The organism is Novacetimonas pomaceti (assembly GCF_003207955.1).
GTDB lineage: Bacteria > Pseudomonadota > Alphaproteobacteria > Acetobacterales > Acetobacteraceae > Novacetimonas > Novacetimonas pomaceti.
Window position 1 is genome coordinate 1 of the sequence record NZ_NOXG01000008.1, and the last position, 22,687, is coordinate 22,687.

19 protein-coding genes are annotated in these 22,687 nt (G+C 63.4%); 7 read left to right on the top strand and 12 right to left on the bottom strand.

What is annotated here, in order from left to right; all coding sequences use genetic code 11:
* Nucleotides 1–239 precede the first annotated feature (239 nt).
* Nucleotides 240–1,142 (top strand): hypothetical protein, encoded by a 903-nt coding sequence (locus tag CFR71_RS08805; RefSeq protein WP_239020327.1) that lies wholly within the window; start codon nucleotides 240–242, stop codon nucleotides 1,140–1,142.
* A 381-nt stretch (nucleotides 1,143–1,523) separates the two neighbouring features.
* Here CFR71_RS08805 and mfd read toward each other — a convergent pair whose 3' ends face one another.
* A complete protein-coding gene (mfd, locus tag CFR71_RS08810; RefSeq protein WP_110530287.1) occupies nucleotides 1,524–4,997 on the bottom strand; it encodes a transcription-repair coupling factor in 3,474 nt (1,157 codons plus the stop codon).
* A complete protein-coding gene (locus tag CFR71_RS08815; RefSeq protein WP_110530289.1) occupies nucleotides 4,994–5,305 on the bottom strand; it encodes an FAD assembly factor SdhE in 312 nt (103 codons plus the stop codon). Before CFR71_RS08815 ends, mfd begins: the two co-directional genes overlap by 4 nt.
* A 105-nt stretch (nucleotides 5,306–5,410) precedes the next feature.
* Here CFR71_RS08815 and recG point away from each other — a divergent pair, with 105 nt between their 5' ends.
* Nucleotides 5,411–7,546: an ATP-dependent DNA helicase RecG gene (gene recG / locus CFR71_RS08820; RefSeq protein WP_110530291.1), complete on the top strand. Its 2,136-nt coding sequence runs from the start codon at nucleotides 5,411–5,413 to the stop codon at nucleotides 7,544–7,546.
* Here the strand turns inward: recG and acuR are convergent.
* Nucleotides 7,530–8,222 (bottom strand): acrylate utilization transcriptional regulator AcuR, encoded by a 693-nt coding sequence (gene acuR, locus CFR71_RS08825; protein ID WP_110530292.1) that lies wholly within the window; start codon nucleotides 8,220–8,222, stop codon nucleotides 7,530–7,532. The two genes, recG and acuR, sit on opposite strands and share 17 nt — an antisense overlap.
* Before the next feature lie 349 nt (nucleotides 8,223–8,571).
* On the opposite strand from acuR, the gene CFR71_RS17135 reads away from it, so the two are divergent.
* Nucleotides 8,572–9,240, top strand: a complete 669-nt coding sequence (locus tag CFR71_RS17135) for a cold-shock protein (RefSeq protein WP_110530294.1) — start codon at nucleotides 8,572–8,574, stop codon at nucleotides 9,238–9,240.
* Between the two features lie 116 nt (nucleotides 9,241–9,356).
* Here the strand turns inward: CFR71_RS17135 and smpB are convergent, their stop codons facing one another.
* From smpB to CFR71_RS08850, 4 genes are all read right to left on the bottom strand, one after another.
* A complete protein-coding gene (gene smpB / locus CFR71_RS08835; RefSeq protein ID WP_110530296.1) occupies nucleotides 9,357–9,854 on the bottom strand; it encodes an SsrA-binding protein SmpB in 498 nt (165 codons plus the stop codon).
* A gap of 3 nt (nucleotides 9,855–9,857) precedes the next feature.
* The gene (gene dapA / locus CFR71_RS08840; protein WP_206057906.1) at nucleotides 9,858–10,748 is read right to left on the bottom strand and encodes a 4-hydroxy-tetrahydrodipicolinate synthase; all 891 of its coding nucleotides are present in this window, start codon (nucleotides 10,746–10,748) and stop codon (nucleotides 9,858–9,860) included.
* A 169-nt stretch (nucleotides 10,749–10,917) separates the two neighbouring features.
* Entirely contained in the window at nucleotides 10,918–11,808 is an 891-nt protein-coding gene (locus tag CFR71_RS08845; protein WP_110530298.1) for a prephenate dehydratase, read from the bottom strand.
* Nucleotides 11,805–12,554, bottom strand: a complete 750-nt coding sequence (locus CFR71_RS08850) for a 3-deoxy-manno-octulosonate cytidylyltransferase (RefSeq protein ID WP_110530300.1) — start codon at nucleotides 12,552–12,554, stop codon at nucleotides 11,805–11,807. Before CFR71_RS08850 ends, CFR71_RS08845 begins: the two co-directional genes overlap by 4 nt.
* Nucleotides 12,555–12,691: 137 nt before the next feature.
* On the opposite strand from CFR71_RS08850, the gene CFR71_RS08855 reads away from it, so the two are divergent.
* The 3 genes from CFR71_RS08855 to serA all read left to right on the top strand — a co-directional run bounded on the left by CFR71_RS08855 (nucleotide 12,692) and on the right by serA (nucleotide 15,366).
* Nucleotides 12,692–13,201 (top strand): c-type cytochrome, encoded by a 510-nt coding sequence (locus CFR71_RS08855; protein ID WP_110530302.1) that lies wholly within the window; start codon nucleotides 12,692–12,694, stop codon nucleotides 13,199–13,201.
* Nucleotides 13,201–13,995 (top strand): inositol monophosphatase family protein, encoded by a 795-nt coding sequence (locus tag CFR71_RS08860; protein ID WP_110530304.1) that lies wholly within the window; start codon nucleotides 13,201–13,203, stop codon nucleotides 13,993–13,995. The genes CFR71_RS08855 and CFR71_RS08860 overlap by 1 nt, the downstream gene beginning before the upstream one ends.
* A 105-nt stretch (nucleotides 13,996–14,100) precedes the next feature.
* A complete protein-coding gene (gene serA / locus CFR71_RS08865; RefSeq protein ID WP_110530306.1) occupies nucleotides 14,101–15,366 on the top strand; it encodes a phosphoglycerate dehydrogenase in 1,266 nt (421 codons plus the stop codon).
* 75 nt (nucleotides 15,367–15,441) lie between these two features.
* On the opposite strand, the gene CFR71_RS08870 is transcribed toward serA, so the two are convergent.
* From CFR71_RS08870 to CFR71_RS08885, 5 genes are read right to left on the bottom strand one after another with little or no spacing between them, the layout of a single operon-like run.
* Complete coding sequence (locus CFR71_RS08870; protein WP_110530308.1) at nucleotides 15,442–17,724, bottom strand: xanthine dehydrogenase family protein molybdopterin-binding subunit; 2,283 nt, start codon at nucleotides 17,722–17,724, stop codon at nucleotides 15,442–15,444.
* Nucleotides 17,717–18,709, bottom strand: a complete 993-nt coding sequence (locus CFR71_RS08875) for an FAD binding domain-containing protein (protein WP_110530310.1) — start codon at nucleotides 18,707–18,709, stop codon at nucleotides 17,717–17,719. The genes CFR71_RS08870 and CFR71_RS08875 overlap by 8 nt, the downstream gene beginning before the upstream one ends.
* Nucleotides 18,706–19,392 (bottom strand): 2Fe-2S iron-sulfur cluster-binding protein, encoded by a 687-nt coding sequence (locus CFR71_RS08880; RefSeq protein ID WP_239020328.1) that lies wholly within the window; start codon nucleotides 19,390–19,392, stop codon nucleotides 18,706–18,708. The genes CFR71_RS08875 and CFR71_RS08880 overlap by 4 nt, the downstream gene beginning before the upstream one ends.
* Before the next feature lie 2 nt (nucleotides 19,393–19,394).
* The gene (locus CFR71_RS16165) at nucleotides 19,395–19,823 is read right to left on the bottom strand and encodes a hypothetical protein (RefSeq protein ID WP_133251120.1); all 429 of its coding nucleotides are present in this window, start codon (nucleotides 19,821–19,823) and stop codon (nucleotides 19,395–19,397) included.
* Nucleotides 19,824–19,829: 6 nt separating this feature from the next.
* Nucleotides 19,830–21,695, bottom strand: a complete 1,866-nt coding sequence (locus CFR71_RS08885; RefSeq protein ID WP_239020329.1) for a M1 family metallopeptidase — start codon at nucleotides 21,693–21,695, stop codon at nucleotides 19,830–19,832.
* A gap of 328 nt (nucleotides 21,696–22,023) precedes the next feature.
* On the opposite strand from CFR71_RS08885, the gene trhA reads away from it, so the two are divergent.
* On the top strand, nucleotides 22,024–22,680 hold the full coding sequence (gene trhA, locus CFR71_RS08890; RefSeq protein ID WP_110530312.1) for a PAQR family membrane homeostasis protein TrhA: 657 nt from the start codon (nucleotides 22,024–22,026) through the stop codon (nucleotides 22,678–22,680).
* The last annotated feature ends 7 nt before the right edge of the window (nucleotides 22,681–22,687 follow it).

The following is a 22,687-nucleotide window of genomic DNA, read 5'->3' on the forward strand; positions in this document are numbered from 1 at the left end:
CAGAAGCAGAATATCGTCAATATTCCAGATCGGGCTCCTGTGGGATGACTGAATTCTACAAAATGACCCGAAATTGCCTCAAGTGTGAGAAATCCGCGTGGAGCGTGAAACTTCTGATGACAGAAAGGCATCTGGCGTTTTGTGCCGGGGACGGATTGCATAATGGACGTATCCAAGCCAGTTTACGCATCACAATGAAGAAACTCCTTCTCCCGCTTCTCCTGGGGACATTCGCCCCCGTGTTCGCCTGTCCTGCGCCGTCGGCATGGGCGACATCCCTGCCGGCGGAATGCGCCATCTCCACCGCCACCACCACCCAGCCACACGGCGCAGGCAGCCTCATGTCACGTGGCTATGACCTGCGGCTGGTGGGGGAACATGCCCATCAGGAACTCCAGGCGGGCGATATCATCGTCAGCGGGAACGGACTGGATGCCGGCTCCCTGCAGGATCTGGAGGACGCGGCGTCGCTGGTGATGGTGGCGAGCCTGTCGGGGCATCATTCGGATCACTGTCCCAATGCCTATTTCCTGCAGGCCGTGGCCCCGGTCCTTGATGGGGTGCAGTCCGGCAAGAGCTATGACCTGGTGTGGGATAATGGGGTCATGTCCACCGGCACGGTCCACCTCTCCTTCCGGCGCGCCCACCTGCGCCTGACCGGCGGCAGCACCCCCGACGCGCCGGCGGTCATGACGCTGGAAACGCAGGGGGTGAATATCAATGGCAGCAAGAACCACCTGCTGGAGGCCACGATGCCCCAGCAGGCCTCGGCATCCGCGTCAATGCCGGTCTCCTCTATGGGGCCGCTTGCGGCGGCCATCGTGGGGCATGCCGCCGAAAGTGTCGCGGTGCCGGTGGAACTGACATCCGTCAAGGCCGTGCGCGATACGATGCAGATTTCCGGCAATGGCAAGGCGACCCTGACGGGCAATGCCGACGCATCCGCCGGCGAAGGGCATATCGCGGTCCAGCATCTGGACGATATCATCGCCACCCTGCGTGACAGCGGACAGACGAAGGCAAGTGCTGCGCTGGTGCTGGCAAAGCTGTTTGGCCATCGGGGTACCAATGGCACGTCATGGGACGTGAACTGGGATGCCGGGGTCCTGACGGTCAACCATATCCCGCTGCCCATTCACTGACATCACGGCGGCCATTCACGTTGATTTCCCGGGCCATTGCAGCGTCCGCTGATCCATGAAGTTTACGTCATGGAATGGACCGATGAGATGTAGGTCGAATGGCGCTATATCGACCCGGTGACTTCCCGGCGGAACTGGCCGATCGAAAGCTTTAACGGCCGCTGGGAATGAATGTCTTAACGAGGCCATTGTCATCAAAAGCCGGGAAAACTTCTTGGGGCTGGCATATGGCAGCGCTTTCCTTCCGCAAGGCTGATTCAGGGAAAAAGCAAGATAACCCTGAGCGGGATTTTCCGCTATTGCCGCACAAAATGGAAAAGGGACGAAGGATGCCATCTTCCTTCGTCCCCTCTGCATGGCTCCGAAATAGGCCGTGACGTGTCAGGCGGCCGTATCCTCGGCCAGCCTGTTGAGTGCGGTCAGTGCCCTGCGGGCCTCCGTGATGCGCTGTGCGTTGGTCATCTCGCGAATGATCGCCAGCTTGTGGTCGGGACGCAGCCGGACCTTGCTGTCCTTCTGTTGCGCAATCCATGTGACCAGGCCGGCGGGATTGACGAAACTGTTGTTGCGGAACTGGATCACCATGCCCTTTGGCCCGGCCTCCAGCCGTTCCACGCCCGCAGCCCGGCACATGCGCTTGAGTGCTACGACATCCAGCAGGTTGCGGACCTCGTCCGGCAGGGGGCCGAAACGGTCGATCAGTTCCGCCTCCATCGCCTCGATTTCCGCGTCGTTGGCAAGGGCGGAAATACGTCGGTAAAGCCCCAGCCGCACCGGCAGGTCGGGCACGTAGGTATCGGGGATCAGGACCGGCAGGCCCAGTATGATGTTGGGGGTCCAGTCGCGATCTTCTGCCTTGCGCCGTCCCTTTTCATGACGCAGGTCGGCCACCGCGTCCTCAAGCATCTGTTGGTAAAGTTCGATCCCGACCTCGCGGATATGCCCCGACTGCTCGTCGCCAAGCAGGTTCCCCGCCCCGCGCAGGTCCAGATCGTGGGAGGCCAGCGTAAAGCCCGCCCCCAGCGTATCGAGCGTCTGCATGACTTCCAGCCGTTTCTGCGCGGCAGCCGACAGGACATGCGTCTGCGGCCATGTCAGGTAGGCATATCCACGCTGCTTGCCACGTCCCACGCGCCCGCGTAGCTGATAGAGCTGTCCCAGCCCGAACATGTCGGCGCGATGGATGATCAGCGTGTTGACCGCGGGCATGTCCAGCCCGCTTTCCACGATGTTGGTGGACAGCAGGATGTCATACTTGCCATCGCTGAATTCCGTCATGACCCGTTCCAGTTCAGTCGGCGTCAGACGGCCATGCGCCTGCACGATCCGGGCGTCGGGCACGATCTCATTCAGCCGCGTCGCCATGCGGTCCAGATCCTCGATACGCGGCACGACGCAGAACACCTGTCCCCCACGGAAACGCTCACGCTGGATGGCCTCGCGGATCACGACGCTGTCGAAGGGCATGATGAAGGTGCGCACCGCCAGCCGGTCCGTCGGCGGGGTCGCGATCAGGCTCATTTCCCGCACGCCCGTCAGGGCCAGCTGCAACGTGCGCGGCAGCGGCGTGGCCGACAGGGTCAGCACATGCACGCCCTCGCGCAGGGCCTTGAGCTTTTCCTTGTGCGCGACGCCGAAATGCTGCTCCTCATCGACAATCAGCAGGCCGAGATCCGCGAATTTGACGGTCTTGGCCAGCAGGGCGTGCGTGCCGATCACGATATTGATCGTGCCATCCGCCAGTCCCTTGCGCACGGCGGTCGCCTCCTTGGCCGTGACCATGCGCGACAGCTGCGCGACCTTGATCGGCAGGTCCGCGAAACGGGCGGAAAATGTGCGGAAATGCTGCCGCGCCAGCAGGGTGGTGGGCACGACAACCGCAACCTGCCCCCCCGACATGGCGGCGACGAACGCCGCGCGCAGGGCGACTTCCGTCTTGCCGAACCCGACGTCGCCACATACCAGCCGGTCCATCGGGCGACCGGACGCCATGTCGTCCAGGACATCGGCAATGGCGCGTGACTGGTCCTCGGTCTCCACGAACGGGAAGCGGGCGCAGAATTCGTCCCACAGCCCCTCGGCCGGGGTCAGGGCCGGCGCCTCGCGCAGGGCACGGGCGGCGGCCGTGCGGATCAGCTCACCCGCCATGTCGCGGATGCGCTGCTTCATCTTCGCCTTGCGCGACTGCCACGACACGCCGCCCAGCCTGTCCAGCGCGACCCCGGTCTGTTCGGAGCCGAAGCGGCTGAGCAGTTCGATGTTTTCGACCGGCAGGAACAGCTTTTCATTGCCGTCGTAAATCAGGCGCAGGCAGTCATGCGGGGCGGATCCCACGCCGATCGTCTCCAGCCCGTCATAGCGGCCGATGCCGTAATCCTGATGCACGACGAGGTCGCCTTCAGCGATCTCCGACGCTTCCGCGATGAACTGGTCGGCCTTCTTGCGGCGGCGCGGCGGGCGGGAGATACGTTCCCCCAGCAGGTCCTGTTCGGAGACGAAGGCCATGTCGTCGGCCACGAATCCGCGCTCCAGTCCCAGCGTCAGCAGGCCGATCGTGCCCGCCTTCATACGCGCCGCTTCGTGCCACGTCGCGAACGACTGCACCGGCAGGCGGTATTCACGCAGCAGTACGCCCAGGCGTTCGGCGGACCCGCGGCTCCATGCCGTCACGAACGTGCGCCGTCCCGTCTGCGCCCATTCGTTCATGCGCGCGCCCAGCATGGGAAATACGTTTTCGCGCATCCCATCGGTCGCGGTCCTGGCGAACATCTGGCCCGGCCGCCCGCCGGCGTCGATGCCGGAGGCACCGTCGGGCTTGGCAAAGGGCATGAAGACCATCGCCGGACGACCCGACAGCATGGCGTCCCATGCCTTGCGATCCAGATACATCAGGTGCGGGGGCAGCGCGCGATACGGCACCTCCCCTTCGCGGGTAAGCTGGCGGCGGGCATCGAAATGATCCGCGATCATTTCAAGCCGTGCCGTGAACGCCTCTTCCGCCTGATGCGCCAGCGAGATGGAAACGCCCGGCAGGTAATCCAGCAGCGTTTCCATGTTTTCGTGGAACAGGGGCAGCCAGTGCTCCATCCCCGCATGCCGCCGTCCTTCGGAGACGTGCAGGTACATCGGATCCTCGGCCGCGGCGGGACCGAACAGGTCGCGCCAGCCGGTGCGAAAGCGCGAGATGCTGTCGGCGTCCAGGCTGAAATCAGCCACGGGCCGCATGACAAGGGATGTCTTCTGCGTCGTGGAACGCTGTGTCGCGGGATCAAATCCGCGAATGTTTTCCACTTCGTCGCCAAACAGGTCAAGGCGGACAGGTTCGGTCTCACCCGCCGGAAAGATATCGAAAATTCCCCCGCGCGTCGCGAATTCGCCCGGTTCCATGACCGTGTCGGTCCGGTTGTAGCCGTTGGCGATCAGCAGTTCGATCAGGAATTCCTGGTCCAGCGCCTCCCCGGTCGCGATGTTCAGCGACTGTCCCTCGAACGCGCGGCGCGGGGGGACGCGCTGGATCAGTCCATTGACCGTCGTCAGCACGATGCGCGGACGTTTCGGTTTTTCCAGCAGGCATGTCAGCGTCGCGACGCGTTCGGCCACGATGGCCGGGTTTGGTGAAACCCGGTCATATGGCAGGCAGTCCCAGGCCGGGAAACGCAGGATTTCCGCGTCGGGGGCGATAAAGGACAGCAGGTCGCCAATCCGCGCCATTTCCGCGTCGTCGCGCGCGACATGGAGCAGCGGGCCCTCATGTTCCGACATGCGGCGGGCGAGAAGAAACGCGTCATATCCCTCTGGCACGCCCCATATCTGGGTCAGGCCGGATGTCTGTCGCGCGGCGCGGATTTCGTTCATTTGGGACCTCGGATCGCGGCCAGGCGCGCGGGGTCGTTCGCGTCCGCCAGGATGGCGCGCATCATGGGGGTGTCCACCTCCGGCGGGATGGGCCGGCGACCGCTGAGCCAGTCGGCGAGGTCGGCGTCGGGAAGCTCCATCACTTCCTCCAGCGCATCAAGCTCGGCATCGGTCATGGTGGCAAGGCGCGGAGCGACAAAGCCGCCGATCAGGACATCGGTTTCATGTGTGCCCCGATGCACCGCGCGGTAATAGATACGGCGCCGGCGCGGATCGAGGTGCGACATATCAGGATTGTTGGTTTGCATTGCGTTCCACCCCGTCATGGTTGCGTTTTGTTCTGTAACGCATTTGTCCTATAGCCGTCCCCGGGCTGTCTGTCAGCCCGGACGACCAGCATGCCAACCTGCCGGATGAACCGACGCGTGTCACCCTGTCCCCCTTCCCCGCCCGAACATGACGACGCGCTCCTTGCGCCATTGCTGGCCGGCGTGGATACCCTGCCGGGCATCGGCCCGTCGGTTGCGCGCCTGATCGGGCGCGTGGCGCGTGGCGGCCGGGTGATCGACCTCCTGTTCCACCTGCCCGACGGGCTGGTGGACCGGCGGTACCGTCCCGCGCTGGCGCAGGCGCAGGCAGGCCGGGTCTGCACGTTTTGCGCGCGGGTCATGCGGATCATCGCCCCGGAGGGCAGTCGCGGCCGCAAGCCGTGGCGTATCGTCGTCAGCGACGGGACAGGCCAGGCTGAACTGGTTTTCTTCTCCCCCTATCAGGCGCAGCGGCTGCGGGTGGACATGCAGATATGCGTATCGGGCATGCTGGAACGTTTTGGCGATCGCCTCAGCATGCCGCATCCCGATTACATGGTTCCCGCCGAACAGGCCGCCACGATTCCCCTGCTGGATCCGGTCTGGCCCCTGACGGGCGGGCTGTTTCCACGCCACCTGCGCACCGCCCTGCAGGGGGCCTTTGCCCGGTTCCCCGCCTTGCCGGAATGGCTGGACCCGGACATGGTGCGACAGCGCAAGTGGCCGGGTTTCGAACAGGCCCTGAGGATACTGCACCGTCCCGCGGATTTTCCCGACCTGATGGAAGGCGAACGCTATGCCGCCGCGAGCGAGCGTGCGCGGGCCCGCCTGTCCTATGACGAGCTTCTGGCGATGCAGATCGCGATGGCGCGTGCCCGGATGGACAACCGCGAACGTCCCGGCCGCGCGATTGCAGGAACAGGCGCATTGCGTGGCGTTGCCCTGTCACGCTTTGGCCACGAACCCACCACGGCACAGACCCGCGTGCTGGAAGAAATCGGCCGCGACCTTGCCGCCCCCCATCGCATGACGCGCCTGCTGCAGGGGGACGTGGGCGCGGGCAAGACGCTGGTGGCGCTGCTTTCGATGCTGGGCGTGGTGGAGGCGGGGCATCAGGCCGTGCTGATGGCGCCGACCGAAATCCTTGCACGGCAGCATCTGGCGACATTCCAGAAACTGTCGCCGGTGCCGGTCGCGTTCCTGAGCGGATCCGTGCGTGGCCGCGCGCGCAGGCAGGCGCTCGAAGACATCCGCACCGGTGCCGCGCCACTTGTCATAGGCACGCACGCCCTGTTTCAGGACAAGGTGGAATTCGCCGACCTTGCCCTTGTCGTCATTGATGAACAGCATCGCTTTGGCGTGGCGCAGCGCATGATGCTGGGGGAAAAGGGCGACAGGACCGACATGCTGGTCATGACGGCAACCCCTATCCCGCGCACACTGCTGCTGACGCAGTGGGGGGACATGCAGGTCAGTCGCCTCGACGTGAAACCGGCGGGGCGCAAGCCCGTGCGCACGTCCCTGCACGCGCTGTCGGCCATGCCCGAACTGGTGGCGGGCCTGCGCCGGGCGCTGGATCGCGGCGCGCAGGTTTTCTGGGTCTGTCCCCTCGTCTCCGAAAGCGAGGCGCTGGATATCGCGGCGGCGGAAGCGCGGTATGCGATGCTGCGTGAACATTTCGGCGATCTGGTCGGCCTTGCCCATGGCCAGCAGGACATCGCCGTGCGCGAGGAAGCGATCAGCGCCTTCGCCAGTGGCCGGACCCGTATCCTTGTCGCGACCACCGTGATCGAGGTCGGGGTGGATATTCCCTCCGCGACGGTCATGATGATCGAACATGCCGAACGCTTCGGCCTTGCGCAATTGCATCAGCTGCGTGGCCGCGTGGGGCGCGGGCAGGCGGAATCCTTCTGCCTCCTGCTTCATGACAGCCAACTGGGCCAGACCGCGCGCCGTCGCCTGGCCCTGCTGCGCGATACGGAAGACGGGTTTGTCATCGCGGATGAGGATTTCCGCATTCGCGGCGGTGGGGACCTGGCGGGACATCGGCAGTCGGGACTGCCGGATTTCCGCATGGCGGCAGGCGTGCATATCGAGCAGATGTTGCGTGCGGCGGCGCAGGATGCCCGGCGCGTCGTGGAGGACGGGGCGCCCGGCGTGCGCAGACGTCATGCGGCCATCGGGCTGCTGCTGGAACTGTTTTCGCGCACCGATGCGCAGCGGATCATGAAGGCGGGCTGAGGATGGGGGCAGTGTCCTTCAGGCCGCATTCGGTTTCCACCATTTCGAGAAAGATGTCCGAAAACAGGCTCATCGGCTGGACCGACCGCTCAAGGCGCGCGCGCAGGATCGCCCCTTCCCACCCTATCCAGAAAAACTCCGCCCAGCGCAGGCAGATATGGCTGCACGCGGGCGATGGCGTGTCGAATATGGCCATCAGGCACGTGGCCACGCGGCGTTCCCATCCGACCAGCACACCGCGCAGTTCCTGATGGAATGAGGCCGGAAGAATCGGCAGTTCCTGACCCAGGTTGCCGATCAGGCAGCCCCGCCTGTAGCTGTGGCGCATGATGCCCGCCTTGGCGTCCTCCATGAAATGACGCAGGCGTTGCAGGGGGGGATAGGCCTCGTCGCCCAGCCATCTGTCGAGCTTCGCATTGAAATGCCGGGCGTAGCTTTCGATGACGGCGCTGCCGAAATCCTCCTTGTTCCTGAAATAATGGTAGAAGGAGCCTTTCGCCACATTGGCGGCGTGCAGGATGTCGTCGAGTCCGCTTGCCGAAAATCCCTTTTCCGTCAGGGCGATGGTGCCCGCCTGTATGAGCTGCTGGCGGATGTCGTGCTGTTCGGAGACGTCCTTGCGCGGCCGTCCCCGTCCGCGCCTCCCGGGGGGCCTTGTGGATGCGGTCGGGTTCATGTCAGGCATCTCTCCCTGTTTCGGGAAAATGGCGGTGTTTCGCGATGGAACATGGTGCGGCGACTTTTCCTGACAGGGTTAAGGCCGCTTCGCCACCCCGGGTTTGTCACAAAAATGTTCAGAGTCGAAAAATGCTGTGGAATCCTGCGCTCGGAATATGCTTTAGATGTTGGTGATACCGATGCAGTTCATGCTAGGATCAAAAACAGGACGGAGAATATGTTTCCCGGCGGGCCGCCTGAATCACGGCAGTGCCAGACAGGCAAAACTCTATTCTGCGAACAAGCGTTTTCATATCGGCGGCTTCCCGAGACAGGGACCCGCCACCTAGACCTCGGGATTACGACCGTTGAGAAGTAACAGGACCGACCGCAGCTCCCGCTCACCGCGCCGCGGCGGATTTGACGATGATTTCATGTCGGCACCGTCATTCAATGACCGCGCCAGCGCACCCCGTCGCCCCTTTGCCGGCAGCGGAGGTCCGCAGATCGTCGCATCCGGGCCGGAGATTGGCGCCACTGTCAAGTGGTTCAATAGCGAAAAGGGATTCGGCTTTGTCGAACTGTCGGATGGATCGGGCGACGTGTTCCTGCATGCGAATGCACTGAACCCGACCGGTTTCGAGACGGTCTCCCCCGGCAGCACGCTTGTCGTGCGTATCGGTCAGGGCCCGAAGGGACGTCAGGTCGCCGCCGTGGTGTCCGTTGACGAAAGCACGGCGCAGCCGGAACGGCCCCGTGGCTTTGGTGGCCCGCGTGCCGGTGGCGGCTTCTCCCGCTCCGGTCGTCCCGCCCCCGACCTGTCGCAGGCACAGGACATGCGCGGCGTCGTGAAGTGGTACAACGCCACCAAGGGCTTTGGCTTCATCACGCCCGAAAGCGGTGGCAAGGACATCTTCGTGCATGCCTCCGCCCTGGAACGTTCGGGCCTGACCAGCCTTGCCGAAGGCCAGACGGCCAACGTGCAGGTGGTCGAGGGCCAGAAGGGTCCGGAAGCCGCTGCCATCAGCGTTGACTGATTTTATCTACTGATTTTCCCGTGGCCTGATGAAAAACATCAGGCCACGTCAGGAATCAGAACAGGGCGTTCCTTGCGGGACGCCCTGTTTTTTTATGCCCGGTGGACGGGGTATCGTCAGTCCTCGCGCCCCTTGTTGCGCATCAGGCGTGCCTTGTCGCGTTGCCAGTCCCGTTCCGCGATGGCGTGGCGCTTGTCGGCTTTCTTACGCCCCTCCCCTATTCCCAGCGTCAGCTTGGCAATGCCACGGCTGTTGAAATGGATGTCCAGCGGGACAAGGGTGACGCCATTGCGGGCGGTTTCCCCCAGCAGCCTGTCAATCTGCTTTCCATGCAGCAGGAGCTTGCGCGGGGCACGGGGTTCGAAGCGCGACAGGACCCCGCCCTGATATTCGGGGATGTAGCTGTTGAACAGCCACAGTTCACCGTCCCGTTCGGCGGCATAGGCCTCGGTAATGGTGGCGCGCCCCATCCGCAGGCTCTTGACCTCCGGTCCCTTGAGGACCAGCCCGGCCTCCAGGGTTTCAAGGATGGTATAGTTGAAGCGACCCTTGCGGTTCTGCGCGGCGATCCCAGTGGAGATCATGCCGCTGCCGTTTCTCTGTTTCGCTGCCATGGGTCAGTCCAGCAATCCCGCCATCGACATGGCGTCCTTCACGCGCGCGCGTGAGGCGTCGCTGAGGGGGGCAAGCGGAAGGCGGCAGGTTTCCCCCATCAGGCCCAGCACGCTTGCGGCGAATTTCACGGGCACGGGGTTGCTTTCACAGAACAGCGCCTCATGCAGCGGGAAAAGCCGGTCATGTTTTTCCATGGCTTCCATGACGCGCCCGTCGTTCCACGCGGCCTGGATTTCGGCGCACTGCGTCGGGGCGACGTTGGAGGTCACGCTGATGCACCCGTCCCCGCCAGAGGCCAGGAACGCCACTGCCGTCGCGTCCTCGCCCGAAAGCTGGATGAACGGCTTGCTGATGGCATGACGTGTCTGCAGCGGCCGCACCAGATTGGCCGTCGCGTCCTTGACGCCGATGATATTGGGGTGTTTTGCCAGCCGTGCCATCGTTTCCACCGAAATGTCGATGACCGAGCGTCCGGGGATGTTGTACAGGATAAGCGGGATCGTAATGGCGTCGGCCACCGCCATGAAATGGCGATAGATCCCTTCCTGCACGGGCTTGTTGTAATAGGGGGCGACCACCAGCACGCCGGAAGCCCCCGCCGACTGTGCATCCCGGGCCATCTTGATGGCCTCCGCCGTGCTGTTGGAGCCCGCGCCGGCAAGGACGGGAACGCGGCCATTGGTCGTTTTGATGGTAAATTCGACCACCTGCGCATGTTCTTCGGGGGTAAGGGTCGGGCTTTCGCCCGTGGTGCCGACAGGAACCAGCGCGGAACTTCCCTGCTGGATCTGCCAGTCGATGAAGCCACCCATGGAGGCCAGGTCGAGCGACCCGTCCTGGTTCATTGGCGTAATCAGGGCGGTAATGGAACCCTTGAACATGGTTGTTTCCACTTGCTTGTCAGATCCCGCCACCCGGATTCAGGCGAGCGGAGCGCGATGGCGGAGGATCTTTTTTCTGTCTGAACTCTGTGGGCGGGATACAGGCCCCGACCGCGACTGTCCCCTCACATATAGGTACGGGGACCGGGGATGGCAAAGCATCCCGATCTGGATCGTCCTGTCATTTCATGACGGGCGTTCCGGATCGCGGCGGGGACACGCTGTCGTGGCGGAAGGGGGACGCGGGATAGACGCCGAGGAGATCGACCTGTTCGGCGAAAAATGAAAGTTCACGCAGGGCCGCGGACAGCGCGGGATCATCCGGGTGTCCCTCCACGTCAAGAAGGAACTGCGTGGCGGCGAACGATCCCTCCAGCATGTAGCTTTCAAGCCGGGTCATGTTGATCCCGTTGGTGGCGAACCCGCCCAGGACCTTGTACAACGCGCCGGGCTGGTTGCTGACCCGGAACAGCAGCGTCGTCATGCTGTCACGGATGCCACGGGGCAGTTCGGCCGGCGTGCGCGCGGCGATATAGAAACGGGTCGTGTTGTGGGCCGCGTCCTCGACATTGTGACGCAGGATCACCAGCCCGTTCAGGTCCGCCGCAAGGGACGAGGCCACGGCCACGTCTTCCTTCCTGCCCCATTCACGGACCAGTTCCGCGGATCCCGCCGTATCGAATTCCACGACGGGCTTCAGGCCCGTTTCGCGGATCAGCCCCCTGATCTGCGCCATGGCGACCGGGTGGGTGTGGATGCGGCGCGCATCCTGCAGGGTCGTGCCGGGAATGCCCATCAGGCAATGTTCGACACGCTGGAAATGTTCGCCCACGATGAACAGGTTCGACTGCGGCAGCAGCGCATGGATATCGGGCACGCGCCCCGCCAGACTGTTTTCACAGGCCAGCATTGCCGCGTCGGCCCGGCCGTCATGCACGGCTGCGATCGTGTCGGCAAAGGTTTCGCAGGGCAATGTCGTCCAGCTTGGCCGGGCTTCACGGCAGGCAAGGTCGGAATAGGCCCCGGGCCTACCCTGGAACGCGATGGTTCCGGTGGCGTGCGCGTCTGTCATGTCAGGGCGCAGGAGGACTGTCGGGCCGTCGTGCGGGCGCGTTCAAGGTCCGCGGGCGTATCGACGCCAAAGGGCGCATGGGCGATCCGGGCGCATCCGATGCGCATGCCCGCCTCCAGCGCGCGAAGCTGTTCCAGACGCTCGCGCCGTTCGAGGGGGGATTCCGGCGTGCTGACGAATCGCTGCAGCGCGGCGCGGCGATAGGCATAGATGCCGACATGATGCCATAGGGGACCCGGTCCCCACGGAACGGGCATCCGGGAAAAATAGAGCGCGCGCGCGACGTCCGCGCCACTGTCGAAGGCGCATGCGACCTTGACCACGGACTCCGCCGCCGCTTCCGCCGCGTCGCGGACGGGTGCCGCCAGCGTGGCGATATCCACCTGCGCGTCGTCCAGCGGCTGCAGGACCCTGTGCAGGACATCCGGCTTTACCTCCGGCAGGTCGCCCTGGAGGTTGATGACGATGTCATGCCGCCCCGCCGGGTCGATCCGCTCCAGCGCCTGCCATACGCGGTCCGAGCCCGATGGCAGGTCGGGGTCGGTCATGACGGGCATTCCCCCTGCCCTTTCCACCGCTTCGGCAACGGCGGCGTCGCAGACGGCGACAGCCACCGGCCCGATACCGGCGGCCAGGGCGCGTTCAAGAACATGGGCGATCATCGGGCGGCCGGCGATATCGGCCAGTGGTTTTCCGGGCAGGCGCGATGACGCCATGCGGGCCGGTATTATGACAATCGGGTTCATGAAATCAGGTTTTGGCCCATCGGTTCATCTGAGGCGACACGTCACGTGCGCGCTTGTGGATGCTTCACACAAGCTGCGCGGCAGTCTAGGTAATGAAGCAAAGTCATGCAACCGCGCACGAAAGGTGTCTTTAAGGTATGAACACTCTACGGCTTAACCAGATGGGGGCAGCCTGTCTGGTTGCGGCGGTTGCATTCGGCGGCAGCTGGGTTCTGGGCGATGTCCTCGTACCCCATCACGCTGCGGCGCAGACGGCGGTTCCCATGCCGCAATCCACGCCAGACGATGGACAGGATCCCCCGATCGAGACGCTGCTGGCGCATGCCGACGTGGCAAAGGGACGCGAACTGGCGGATCATCAGTGCGGGATGTGCCACAGCTTTGCCCCGCATGGCCCGTCCGTCATCGGCCCGGACCTGTTTGGCGTGATGGGCACGCACATAGGCGACATCCCCGGCTACGAATTTTCCGAAGCCCTGAGCGCGCGCAAGAAAGACGTCTGGACCCCTGCCCTGCTGTCGGAATGGATCAAGAAGCCCGATGCGTTCGCGCCGGGCACCAAGATGGCCTTCCCGGGCGTTTCCTCGCCGGTTGAACGCGCCAATCTCGTGGCGTTCATCCGCTCGCTTCATGATGGGGATAACTGATGTCCGGATCATTGCCACAACGCGATCGGCTGCTGGACGCGGCGCTGGCGGCGGCGGATGTGGCCGGGTGCATCGTGCGGCCGTTTTTCCGCGTGGGCGTCGCGGCCGATGACAAGGCTGACCAGAGCCCCGTCACCATCGCCGACCGTTCCGCCGAACGCGCGATCCGCGCCGTTCTGGGCGAACGCCTGCCGGAACATGGGATCATGGGCGAGGAATTCGGCCTGGAACGCGCCGGTGCGTCCTATCGCTGGGTGATTGACCCGGTTGACGGCACGCGGGCGTTCCTGACCGGTCGTCCCACCTTTGGCACCCTGATCGCCCTGCTGCATGACGGGGTGCCGGTGCTTGGCGTGATTGACCAGCCGATCACCGGCGAAAGGTGGATCGGGATCCGGGGCGAACGCACGCGCTACGTCTCGTCCTTTCCGGGGCGGGCGGGAACGCGGGCATGCCCCGCGCTGGACCGGGCCGAACTGTCATGCACGTCGCCGGAAATCCTCGAAGGGGCCTATCGGGCGCGATGGGACCGTCTGTCGCGTGCCGTCAAGCGCACCTCGTGGGGGGGGGACTGCTATGCCTATGGCCTGCTGGCGCTGGGACAGGTGGATGTCATCGCCGAATGCACCATGAAGCCATGGGACTGGGCCGCCCTTGTTCCCGTGATCGAGGGCGCGGGCGGCAGCGTGACCGACTGGGCGGGCCGTCCCCTGCGGCTGGATGGCGACGGGACCGTCCTGGCGCTGGGCAACCCGGCCCTGCTTTCCCCTGTCCGGGACCTGCTGGCGGATTAGGACATTATTCCTTCCTTAATCCCTGTCCCGCGTGAAACCGCCCTAGCCATGCGCCATGCAATCAGATAGGGCATCCCTTTGATCGAACAAGCGTGAGCACTCGACATGACTCAGCCCTCCGTCAGCCATCTTTCCCTCTCCAAGGACAAGATCCGCATTCTCCTCCTCGAAGGGGTACATGACAGCGCGGTCGCGCTGCTCAGGGAAAATGGGTACGAGAACGTTACCCGCCTCAAGACCGCGCTCGAGGGCGAAGCCCTGCGCAAGGCGCTGGAGGGGGTGCATATCGTGGGCATCCGTTCGCGCACGCAGCTGACGCGGCAGGTGATCGAGGGCGCGGACCGCCTGATCGCCATTGGCTGTTTCTGCATCGGCACCAATCAGGTCGACCTGGTCGCGGCCCGTGAAAGCGGCATTCCCGTTTTCAACGCGCCGTTCAGCAACACGCGTTCCGTTGCCGAACTGGTGATGGGCGAGATTGTCATGCTGATGCGCCGGATCTTTCCCAAGTCGGTCGAATGCCATGAGGGCATATGGAACAAATCCGCGCACAACAGCTGGGAAGTCCGGGGCAAGACGCTGGGGATCGTGGGATACGGCTCCATCGGGTCGCAGCTTTCCGTGCTGGCCGAAGCCTTTGGCATGCGCGTGTTCTATTACGACATTATTGACAAGCTGGTGCATGGCAATGCCCATCCCGTCGCCACGCTTGAGGAACTGCTGGCGCTGAGCGATGTCGTCAGCCTTCATGTGCCGCAGACGCCCGAAACCGCGAACATGATGGGCGAGGCGCAGATCCGCGCGATGAAGCCGGGGTCTTTCCTGATCAACAATGCCCGCGGGAACGTGGTGGACCTGTCCGCCCTGGCCGCGGCACTCAAGGACGGGCATCTGCTCGGCGCGGCGATCGACGTGTTCCCCAAGGAGCCCAAGGCCGCGGGCGAAAGCCTGGAGACGCCGCTGCGCGGGCTGGACAATGTCATCCTGACGCCGCACATCGGCGGTTCCACGGCCGAGGCACAGGAACGGATCGGTCAGGAAGTGGCCCGCAAGCTGCTGGAATATTCCGATATCGGCTCCACACTGGGGGCGGTAAATTTTCCTACCGTGCAGCTGCCGGAAAATCCGCACGGCACCCGCTTCATGCACGTACATACCAATGCGCCGGGCGTCATGCTGCAGATCAATGAGATCTTCTCGCGCGAGGATTGCAACGTTACCGCCCAGTACCTGCAGACCGCAGGCGAACTGGGATACGTGGTGGTCGAGGCCGATACGGGCGGGGACGTGGAAAAGGACAACCGCATCCTGTCCATGCTGCGGGACCTGAAGGGAACGATCCGCGCCCGCCTGCTCTATCAGCAGCGCTGAGCGGTAAACCGCCCTTCCCTGTTGCGCGAATGAAAGAAGGGGCACGTTCTTCCGGCGTGTCCCTTTCTTTCGTTTCTACACGGTGACGGCAGGCAGGTGCGGCAATAGCTGGTCCGGCGTGATGGGAAAGCTGCGGACGCGTATTCCCGTCGCGTTGAAGATGGCGTTGCCGATCGCAGCCGGCGCCCCGCATATCCCGACCTCCCCCAGTCCCTTGATATGCAGGGGATTGGAAACAGGCTCGTCTTCGGCGATCATGACGACGTCCATTTCGGGCATGTCGGCATGCGTGGAGACATGGTAATTCGCGAGATCATGCGCCATGAACTGTCCGGTACGGGGATCGGGGGCGTTTTCCTCATGCAGGGCATTTGACACGCCCCACACCATTCCGCCCAGCAGCTGCGATCGCGCGGTGCGGCGGTTGAGGATACGCCCGCAGGCAAAGACGCCCAGCATCCTTCGCACGCGGGTTTCCCCGGTCACGGCGCTGACCGCCACTTCGACAAAGTGCGTGCCGAAGGAAGCCTGTGACCATTTAAGGGAGGCCGCGTCGGCTTCGATCTGTCCGTGGGCGTCCACGCCATGGGGAAACGCCCGTTCCATCAGCGCGGACAGGGATTCATGCCGGTTTCCTGCATGGATGTTCCCGCCGCCAAGATGAAGCTGTTCCCGCGGCAGCCCATGCAGGGGGGAACGTTCGTCCGCGACGCAGGCCTGCAACAGCAGTTCGCGCAGGTTTTCACAGGCGCGCAGCACGGCTGAACCCGCACTTTCCGCCCCGAACGACCCGCCCGATCCCGGCGCGGGAGGATAGGCCGTATCGCCCATTTCGACATGGACCTGCGTGGGCGAAAGGCCCATGGCGGCCGCCGCGATCTGGGTCAGGATGGTCTGGGTGCCCGTGCCCGGATCCGTCATGGCAAGCTGCACCGTCAGGTTCCCCCCGACGTCGAGATGCGCCAGCGCCTGGCATGGCTTGAGCAGGTTGTAGCGCATCGCGCAGGCCATCCCCATCCCGATCAGCCACTCCCCTTCGCGCGTCTGTCCCGGAAGCGGATTTCGCGCCGCCCATTCGAAACGGCGCGCGCCTTCCTCCAGGCATTCCTTCAGGTGACGGCTGCTGAAGGGTTTGTGGGCGGTAAGATCGTCTGGCGTATCGTTGAGCAGCCGCAGTTCCACCGGGTCGATGCCGGTGGCATGCGCGACCTCGTCCATGGCGCATTCCAGCCCGATCATCCCCACGGCGTCGCCGGGCGAGCGCATGGAATCCGAGCGTGGCAGGTCAAGATGGTTGAGGTGGGCCGTCGTGCGGATGGCATCGGCACGATACAGGCCACGGGTGATGGTGGTCGTATCCTCGACAAAATTATCGAACGATGCGCAGTGCGACAGCGCGTCATGGCTGATGGCGCGCAGGCGGCCGGAGCGGTCCGCGCCGATGCGCAGGGTCTGGCGGGTCGCGGTGCGATGGGTCGTGGCGGAGAACATCTGGGGCCGGGTCATGCCGACCTTGACGGGCTTGCCCAATGACCGCGCCGCCAGCCCAGCCAGGATCGCATCCGCGAAATAAGGCAGTTTTCCGCCGAACCCACCGCCGACATACGGGCTGATGACCCGGACGCGATGGGGCGAGATCTGCAGCGTCGCGGCAATGCCATTGCGGATCGAGACCAGATTCTGCGCCGAGGTATGAAGGATCAGCGTATCGCCCTGCCACATCGCCGTGGTGGCATGGGGTTCCATCTGTGCATGGTTCTGGTGCGGGGTTTCGTATATGGCCTCCACACGGATTTCTGAACCTGCGTAGCTGGTATCGAACGCGCCGAATTCCGTTTTGGCCGGTTTGAAGCCGTTGAGGAATTCCGGCTCCGTCGCGCGGGCGGCATCCAGAAGGACGTCGTGCGGCAACCTGTCATAACGGACGTCGACAGCCATGGCGGCGGCGCGTGCTTCCTCCAGCGTGTCGGCCACGACAAGGGCGACAGGTTCCCCATAATAATGGACGTCCGTTCCCCGCAGGACGGGCTGCGCCCGTGCGAAGCGGTCTTTGGCAACCAGAGGCCCCCATGGCGCCTGCGCTGGGGCATTGTCCGCCGTCATGATCAGTCGCACGCCCGGCATGGCCTGGGCCGTCGCGGTCCGTGTCGCGGTGATCCGGCCCCGCGCGATGGTCGAAAGCACCATGACACCGACAAGGGGTTCGGTCGTGACGCCCAATGTCGCGGCATCCATTTCATAGGCATAGCGTGCCTCGCCCCGGACTTTCAGCGCGCTTTCCACGCGCTGCATCCCTGCCCCGATCAGCGGGGCGGCCGTATCGGGCATGTCGGCTGGTGGCATGACGCGATCATTCATCCTCAGTCTCCCGCGCCAGCGTGGACAGGACGTGGATCAGCGTGCGTCGCGCAAGCGGGATTTTGAAATCGTTATCCCCATGCCCCTGCGCCCCGGCCAGCGCGATATCCGCCGCATGCGACAGGGCAGGCAGCGATACCTTCTGTCCCGTCAGGACCTGTTCCGCCGCCTCGATCCGCCATGGCCGGGGGGCGATTCCGCCAAGGGCGAAGCGGACCGTGCGCATGTATCCGTCGCTGGCCTGCATGATCGCCGCGACCGAAACCAGTGCGAAGGCATAGGACGCGCGATCGCGTACCTTGCGATACGCATGGCGTCCCGGCGGGGCGGGCGGCAGGATGAGGGTCGTGATCATTTCATCCCCCTGCAATGCCGTTTCCACCTGCGGTGTGGCGCCGGGCAACAGGTGAAAGTCGGCCATGGGAATCTCGCGCGTTGCGCCCCCTGCCCGTCGCGTCCGGACGCGCGCGTCCAGCAGGCGCAGCGCGACCGCCATGTCGGACGGATTGACCGCGATGCAGTGTTCGCTGCCGCCGATGATGGCGTTCATCCGGTTGCCGCCGCCCATGGCGTCGCATCCCGTGCCCGGCTGGCGTTTGTTGCACGATGCGGCGGTATCGTAAAAAGCGACGCAGCGCGTGCGTTGCAGCAGGTTCCCGCCGGTCGTGGCCATGTTGCGGATCTGCCCCGATGCGCCCGCCAGGATGGCATGCGCCAGCACGGGGTAATGGCGCAGGATCGTCGGATGCGCCGCCACGTCGGAATTGGTGACCAGCGCGCCGACATGCGTATTGCCCGCGTCATCGGTCGTGATGTCGCGCAATCCGTCAATCCGGTTGATATCGGCCAGACGATCCGGCTGCATCACCTGAAGCTTCATCAGGTCCAGCAGGTTTGTCCCGCCTGCCAGCAGGGTCGCCCCCGTGGTTTTTTCCCGCGTCGCGGCGTCCAGGCTGGTCGTGCGTGCATAGGAAAACGGTTTCATGCCGAATGTTCCGCAACATCCAGGATGGCTGCCGTAATGTTGGGATAGGCGCTGCATCGGCAGAGGTTGCCCGCCATGCGTTCGCGCAGGTCGGCGATGTCCAGATGAGGATGGCGTTCCATCTGTTCCATCGTGACCAGACTGGGCCAGCCTGCCTTCCATTCCGCCAGCATGCCGATTGCCGAACATATCTGTCCCGGGGTGCAGTATCCGCACTGAAAGCCGTCATGATCGACAAAGGCCTGCTGCATGGGATGTAGGTGGCCGCCCTGTGCAAGTCCTTCGATCGTGGTGATTTCCGCCCCGTCATGGGATGCGGCCAGCGACAGGCAGGACAGGACCCGGCGTCCGTCAATCAGGATGGTGCAGGCCCCGCACTGTCCATGGTCGCACCCCTTTTTCGTTCCGCTCAGATGCAGATGCTCGCGCAGCAGGTCGAGAAGCGTGGTGCGCGTGTCAATCTCGACCTCGCGGGCCGTCCCGTTGACCGTAAGGCGCACCGTGATCCCATGCTGCGCATTGCCGGGAGTGGCCCGGGCCGATCGTGTAATCCGGCCCGGCGATGTGCGTGCCAAAGACAGGGAGGCATCCACCATCCCGGTTACCGCCGCGCCGGCCTGAAGCACGATGCGGCGTGAAAGGGAGGTGCGGAGCAGGCCGATGGATTTACGGGGAAACGTCACGTTCAAGTGCTGCCTTTCGCCACGAATGGAAAAAAGGGAATACGGGGTATTAAATCGGGGCCTGACCCATGGTTGCCCCGGAGAGTTCCCCGGGATGCCGGATATGTCGGATGATTGGCTGATTGTCCCTGCGATGCATCATGGTCCATCCTTGCGCGTGATGGCATCAGGTTCACGTCAATGTGTCGCCTTTTTCCAAAAAGGGAATGTCTTTTAAAGCTTTTTGGAAAAAGCTTCACCAAAAAACCTTTATGATTCCAAGGTATTATCGGGCCGCACTTTTCAGGCAGGCTCAAAAGCCGTTCCGCCCCGACAGGGGCGTGGCGCGGAGGGGGATTTTTCCACGCGACAGGCAATGCGATGGATAAAATCCCCTCTTCCGAGGTCATGCCGACATTGATCGCGCGCCTGAAATCAGGCGCGCCTTTCATGTCCGGTCAGGGCACGCGTAGGGTGTTGTCGGCGCGGTCGATATCGGGAATGGCATGATCGGGGTCGAGTGTGACCGTCTTCAGCACGCCATGGGTCGCGACCGGCACGTCGATGGCGTCGTGCTGGTACCATGCCTCGGTCGGGATGGTCCTGCGCTGCGTTGAACCATCCATGTACGTCATCTGCATGACGACCGGAATTGGCAGGCCCCCCTTGTTCCTGACAGTCACCCTGTATCCGTTCGTGTCGGGATGGATCGCCGTGCAGGCGTAATCGGGGGCCTGGTTTTCAAAATACCATCCCCGCCAGAACCATGACAGGTCCTCCCCGGTTTCGCTGCCGAGGAAACGGAAGAAGTCCGAGGGGGTGGGATGATGGAAGGCCCAGACCTGGATGTAGCGCCGGAATGCCGGATCAAAACGTTCCGGCCCGATGATCTGTTCCCGCAGCAGTTTCAGGCCATACGCGCCTTTGAAATAGGTAACCGGGTGGCGATATTTCTCCTGCACCAGATCCGATGGCGTCATGAGGGTCGGGGCATCCCTGTCGCGCAGGAGCGGCACGATATCATCGGCGGGATTGCCGGTCTTGGGCGCGAATTCGTTGTCCTTCTTGGGGGCGAATTCCCCATGGTTGAAATGGTCGGAGGCATAGACGTCGATGAAGGTATTGAATCCCTCGTCCATGAAGGCGTTGCGCCGTTCATTGGAACCGACGATCATGGGGAACCATCCATGCCCCAGTTCATGCGTGGTGATCCAGAACAGCGGGGGGCCGCGATCCTCCATCCCGTCAAACACGATGCCGGGATATTCCATCCCCGCCCCATGGCCGCCAAGATTGATCGCGTTCTGCCAGGGATAGGGATACCACTGGGCCGAGAAATATTCGATCGCATGCTTCACATACTCGGTGGAGCGATCCCAGCCGTCGGCCCCTACCCCTTCGACCGGATAGACCGACATGGCCAGGTGCGGTCCCTTCGTCACGCCGCGTACCGATGGCAGGTTCATCCGGGCCGCGTCCCAGATGAATGCCGGCGACGCCGCAAAGGCCACGTCACGGGTATTGTCCATGCGGAAATGCCATGTGGCGTTTCCATGGTCGTGGCGGTGGCTGGCCGGGTCCGTGACGTCCTGCGCGGTGCGGATCATGACGCGCGTGTCGCTGTGGGCGGCCTGTGACAGGCGCCTGCGTTCGACCGTGCTCAGCACCCTGTCGGGGTTGAGCAGCGTGCCCGACCCGGCCACCGTGTAATTCCACGGCACCGTCACCCGGTAATCAATATTTCCATATTCGAGATAGAATTCCTGCCCCAGATAAGGTGCGGTGTCCCATCCCCGGATATCGTCGTACACCGCCATGCGCGGATACCACTGGGCGATTTCGTAAATATCGCCATTTCTGCTGGGCGTGACGGAGGTGCGTCCCCCCCACGGTCCCGGAACGACGTAATGCCATGTCACATGGATCCGCGCCCGTCCCCCCTTTGCCCGCAACGTGGCAGGCAGGCGCAGCTGCATGCGGGTGTCGCTGATGACCGGGGTGATCTCTTTTTTGGTTCCCTGATATTCAACGACGACTTTTTCAATCCGGACGCCATCGGTGCGCGAGGCGGAGAAGCGATCAGACGCAAATTGGGAACGCGCACCGGGCTGGTAGATGTTCTGGTCCAGATTCAGCCATACCTCATCCAGCCCGTCCGGGCTGTTGTTGGTATAGGTGATGGTTTCCTCCCCCGAAAGGGTCCGGGTTTCGGGCGTGATGGTGGCGTGGATGGCATAGTCCGCCCGGTTCTGCCAGTAGGCACGGCCCGGCACCCCCGCGGCGGAGCGGAAAACGGTTGGCCGGTCAGGCATTGGCTGGGGCATGAAAATCGCCGGAGCCCTGGATGTCATGCCCGATGGATGTTCTTCGCGTGCCCATGCCGAAGGGGCGGATGCGATACAGGCCACGCAGCCCAGAAGCAGGAGACGGTATCTCGCTGAACGTTCATGAAAATTCATAAGTGTCTGGAAACCTTCTTCCTGCGGGAGCATGAAATGTCATGATATCAAAAAGATCCCTGAAAACCATATCGGTTCCCGATCAATTCGGCATGTTGATGTAACGAATGCCGACAGGTCTGCCTGTTTCATTCAGGGGATGCATGGCTGCCGCGTGTCGCGGCAGGGCGTATTTGGGATATAATTCGCGGCCATGAGAATAAATGCCCGCTTTCCTTCCTATACCCTGTTCGAACGTGTGGTGGATTTTGCCGTCCATATCGTGGGGGTCGCCGTCATGGTCGCCGGCGCGGGATGGCTGGGCGCTTCCGTGCCGCGCGATGCGTCCTGGGCGGCGCGTCAGTCCGTGTTCCTTTACGGAAGCTGCCTGATCCTGGTCTGTTTCTGTTCGGCGGCCTATAATTTCTGCCCGGCCTGCCGTCTCAAGGGCGGATTGCAGCGGGTCGATCAGGCAATGATCTTCATCGCGATCGCCAGCACCTATACCCCCTTCATCATCATGGGGGGAAGCGGCGCGCTCAGCCTGTGGTTCTGCATGCTGTTATGGCTGTGCGCACTGGCGGGAATGGCCATGAAACTGTTCTGGTTCGCCAAAAGCCAGAAATATCAGGTCATCCCCTATCTGGCCGTGGCATGGATGTTTTTCCTGTGCCCTGATCCGGTATTCTGGCACCTCCCATTTCAGGTGGTGCTGCTTATTATTCTTGGCCTGGCGTTTTATTCCATCGGGACAGTATTTTATAATCACGAAGACATGCCGTTTTCGAATGTATTGTGGCATGTCTTCGTCGTGCTGGGTGCTTCCACCCATATCTACGCCGTCAAGCGGATGATCGATCTTGCGACCTGAGGGCGGA

What these genes read in the sequence shown, in the direction of transcription:
- mfd (WP_110530287.1), bottom strand. Translation starts at nt 4,997, where the DNA reads ATGAACGAAATCCGCGCCGCGCGACAGACATCCGGCCTGACCCAGATA.
- CFR71_RS08815 (WP_110530289.1), bottom strand. Translation starts at nt 5,305, where the DNA reads ATGCAAACCAACAATCCTGATATGTCGCACCTCGATCCGCGCCGGCGC.
- recG (WP_110530291.1), top strand. Translation starts at nt 5,411, where the DNA reads ATGAACCGACGCGTGTCACCCTGTCCCCCTTCCCCGCCCGAACATGAC.
- acuR (WP_110530292.1), bottom strand. Translation starts at nt 8,222, where the DNA reads ATGAACCCGACCGCATCCACAAGGCCCCCCGGGAGGCGCGGACGGGGA.
- smpB (WP_110530296.1), bottom strand. Translation starts at nt 9,854, where the DNA reads ATGGCAGCGAAACAGAGAAACGGCAGCGGCATGATCTCCACTGGGATC.
- CFR71_RS08845 (WP_110530298.1), bottom strand. Translation starts at nt 11,808, where the DNA reads ATGACAGACGCGCACGCCACCGGAACCATCGCGTTCCAGGGTAGGCCC.
- CFR71_RS08850 (WP_110530300.1), bottom strand. Translation starts at nt 12,554, where the DNA reads ATGAACCCGATTGTCATAATACCGGCCCGCATGGCGTCATCGCGCCTG.
- CFR71_RS08855 (WP_110530302.1), top strand. Translation starts at nt 12,692, where the DNA reads ATGAACACTCTACGGCTTAACCAGATGGGGGCAGCCTGTCTGGTTGCG.
- CFR71_RS08860 (WP_110530304.1), top strand. Translation starts at nt 13,201, where the DNA reads ATGTCCGGATCATTGCCACAACGCGATCGGCTGCTGGACGCGGCGCTG.
- serA (WP_110530306.1), top strand. Translation starts at nt 14,101, where the DNA reads ATGACTCAGCCCTCCGTCAGCCATCTTTCCCTCTCCAAGGACAAGATC.
- CFR71_RS08870 (WP_110530308.1), bottom strand. Translation starts at nt 17,724, where the DNA reads ATGAATGATCGCGTCATGCCACCAGCCGACATGCCCGATACGGCCGCC.
- CFR71_RS08875 (WP_110530310.1), bottom strand. Translation starts at nt 18,709, where the DNA reads ATGAAACCGTTTTCCTATGCACGCACGACCAGCCTGGACGCCGCGACG.
- CFR71_RS16165 (WP_133251120.1), bottom strand. Translation starts at nt 19,823, where the DNA reads ATGAAAGGCGCGCCTGATTTCAGGCGCGCGATCAATGTCGGCATGACC.
- CFR71_RS08885 (WP_239020329.1), bottom strand. Translation starts at nt 21,695, where the DNA reads ATGCCCCAGCCAATGCCTGACCGGCCAACCGTTTTCCGCTCCGCCGCG.
- trhA (WP_110530312.1), top strand. Translation starts at nt 22,024, where the DNA reads ATGAGAATAAATGCCCGCTTTCCTTCCTATACCCTGTTCGAACGTGTG.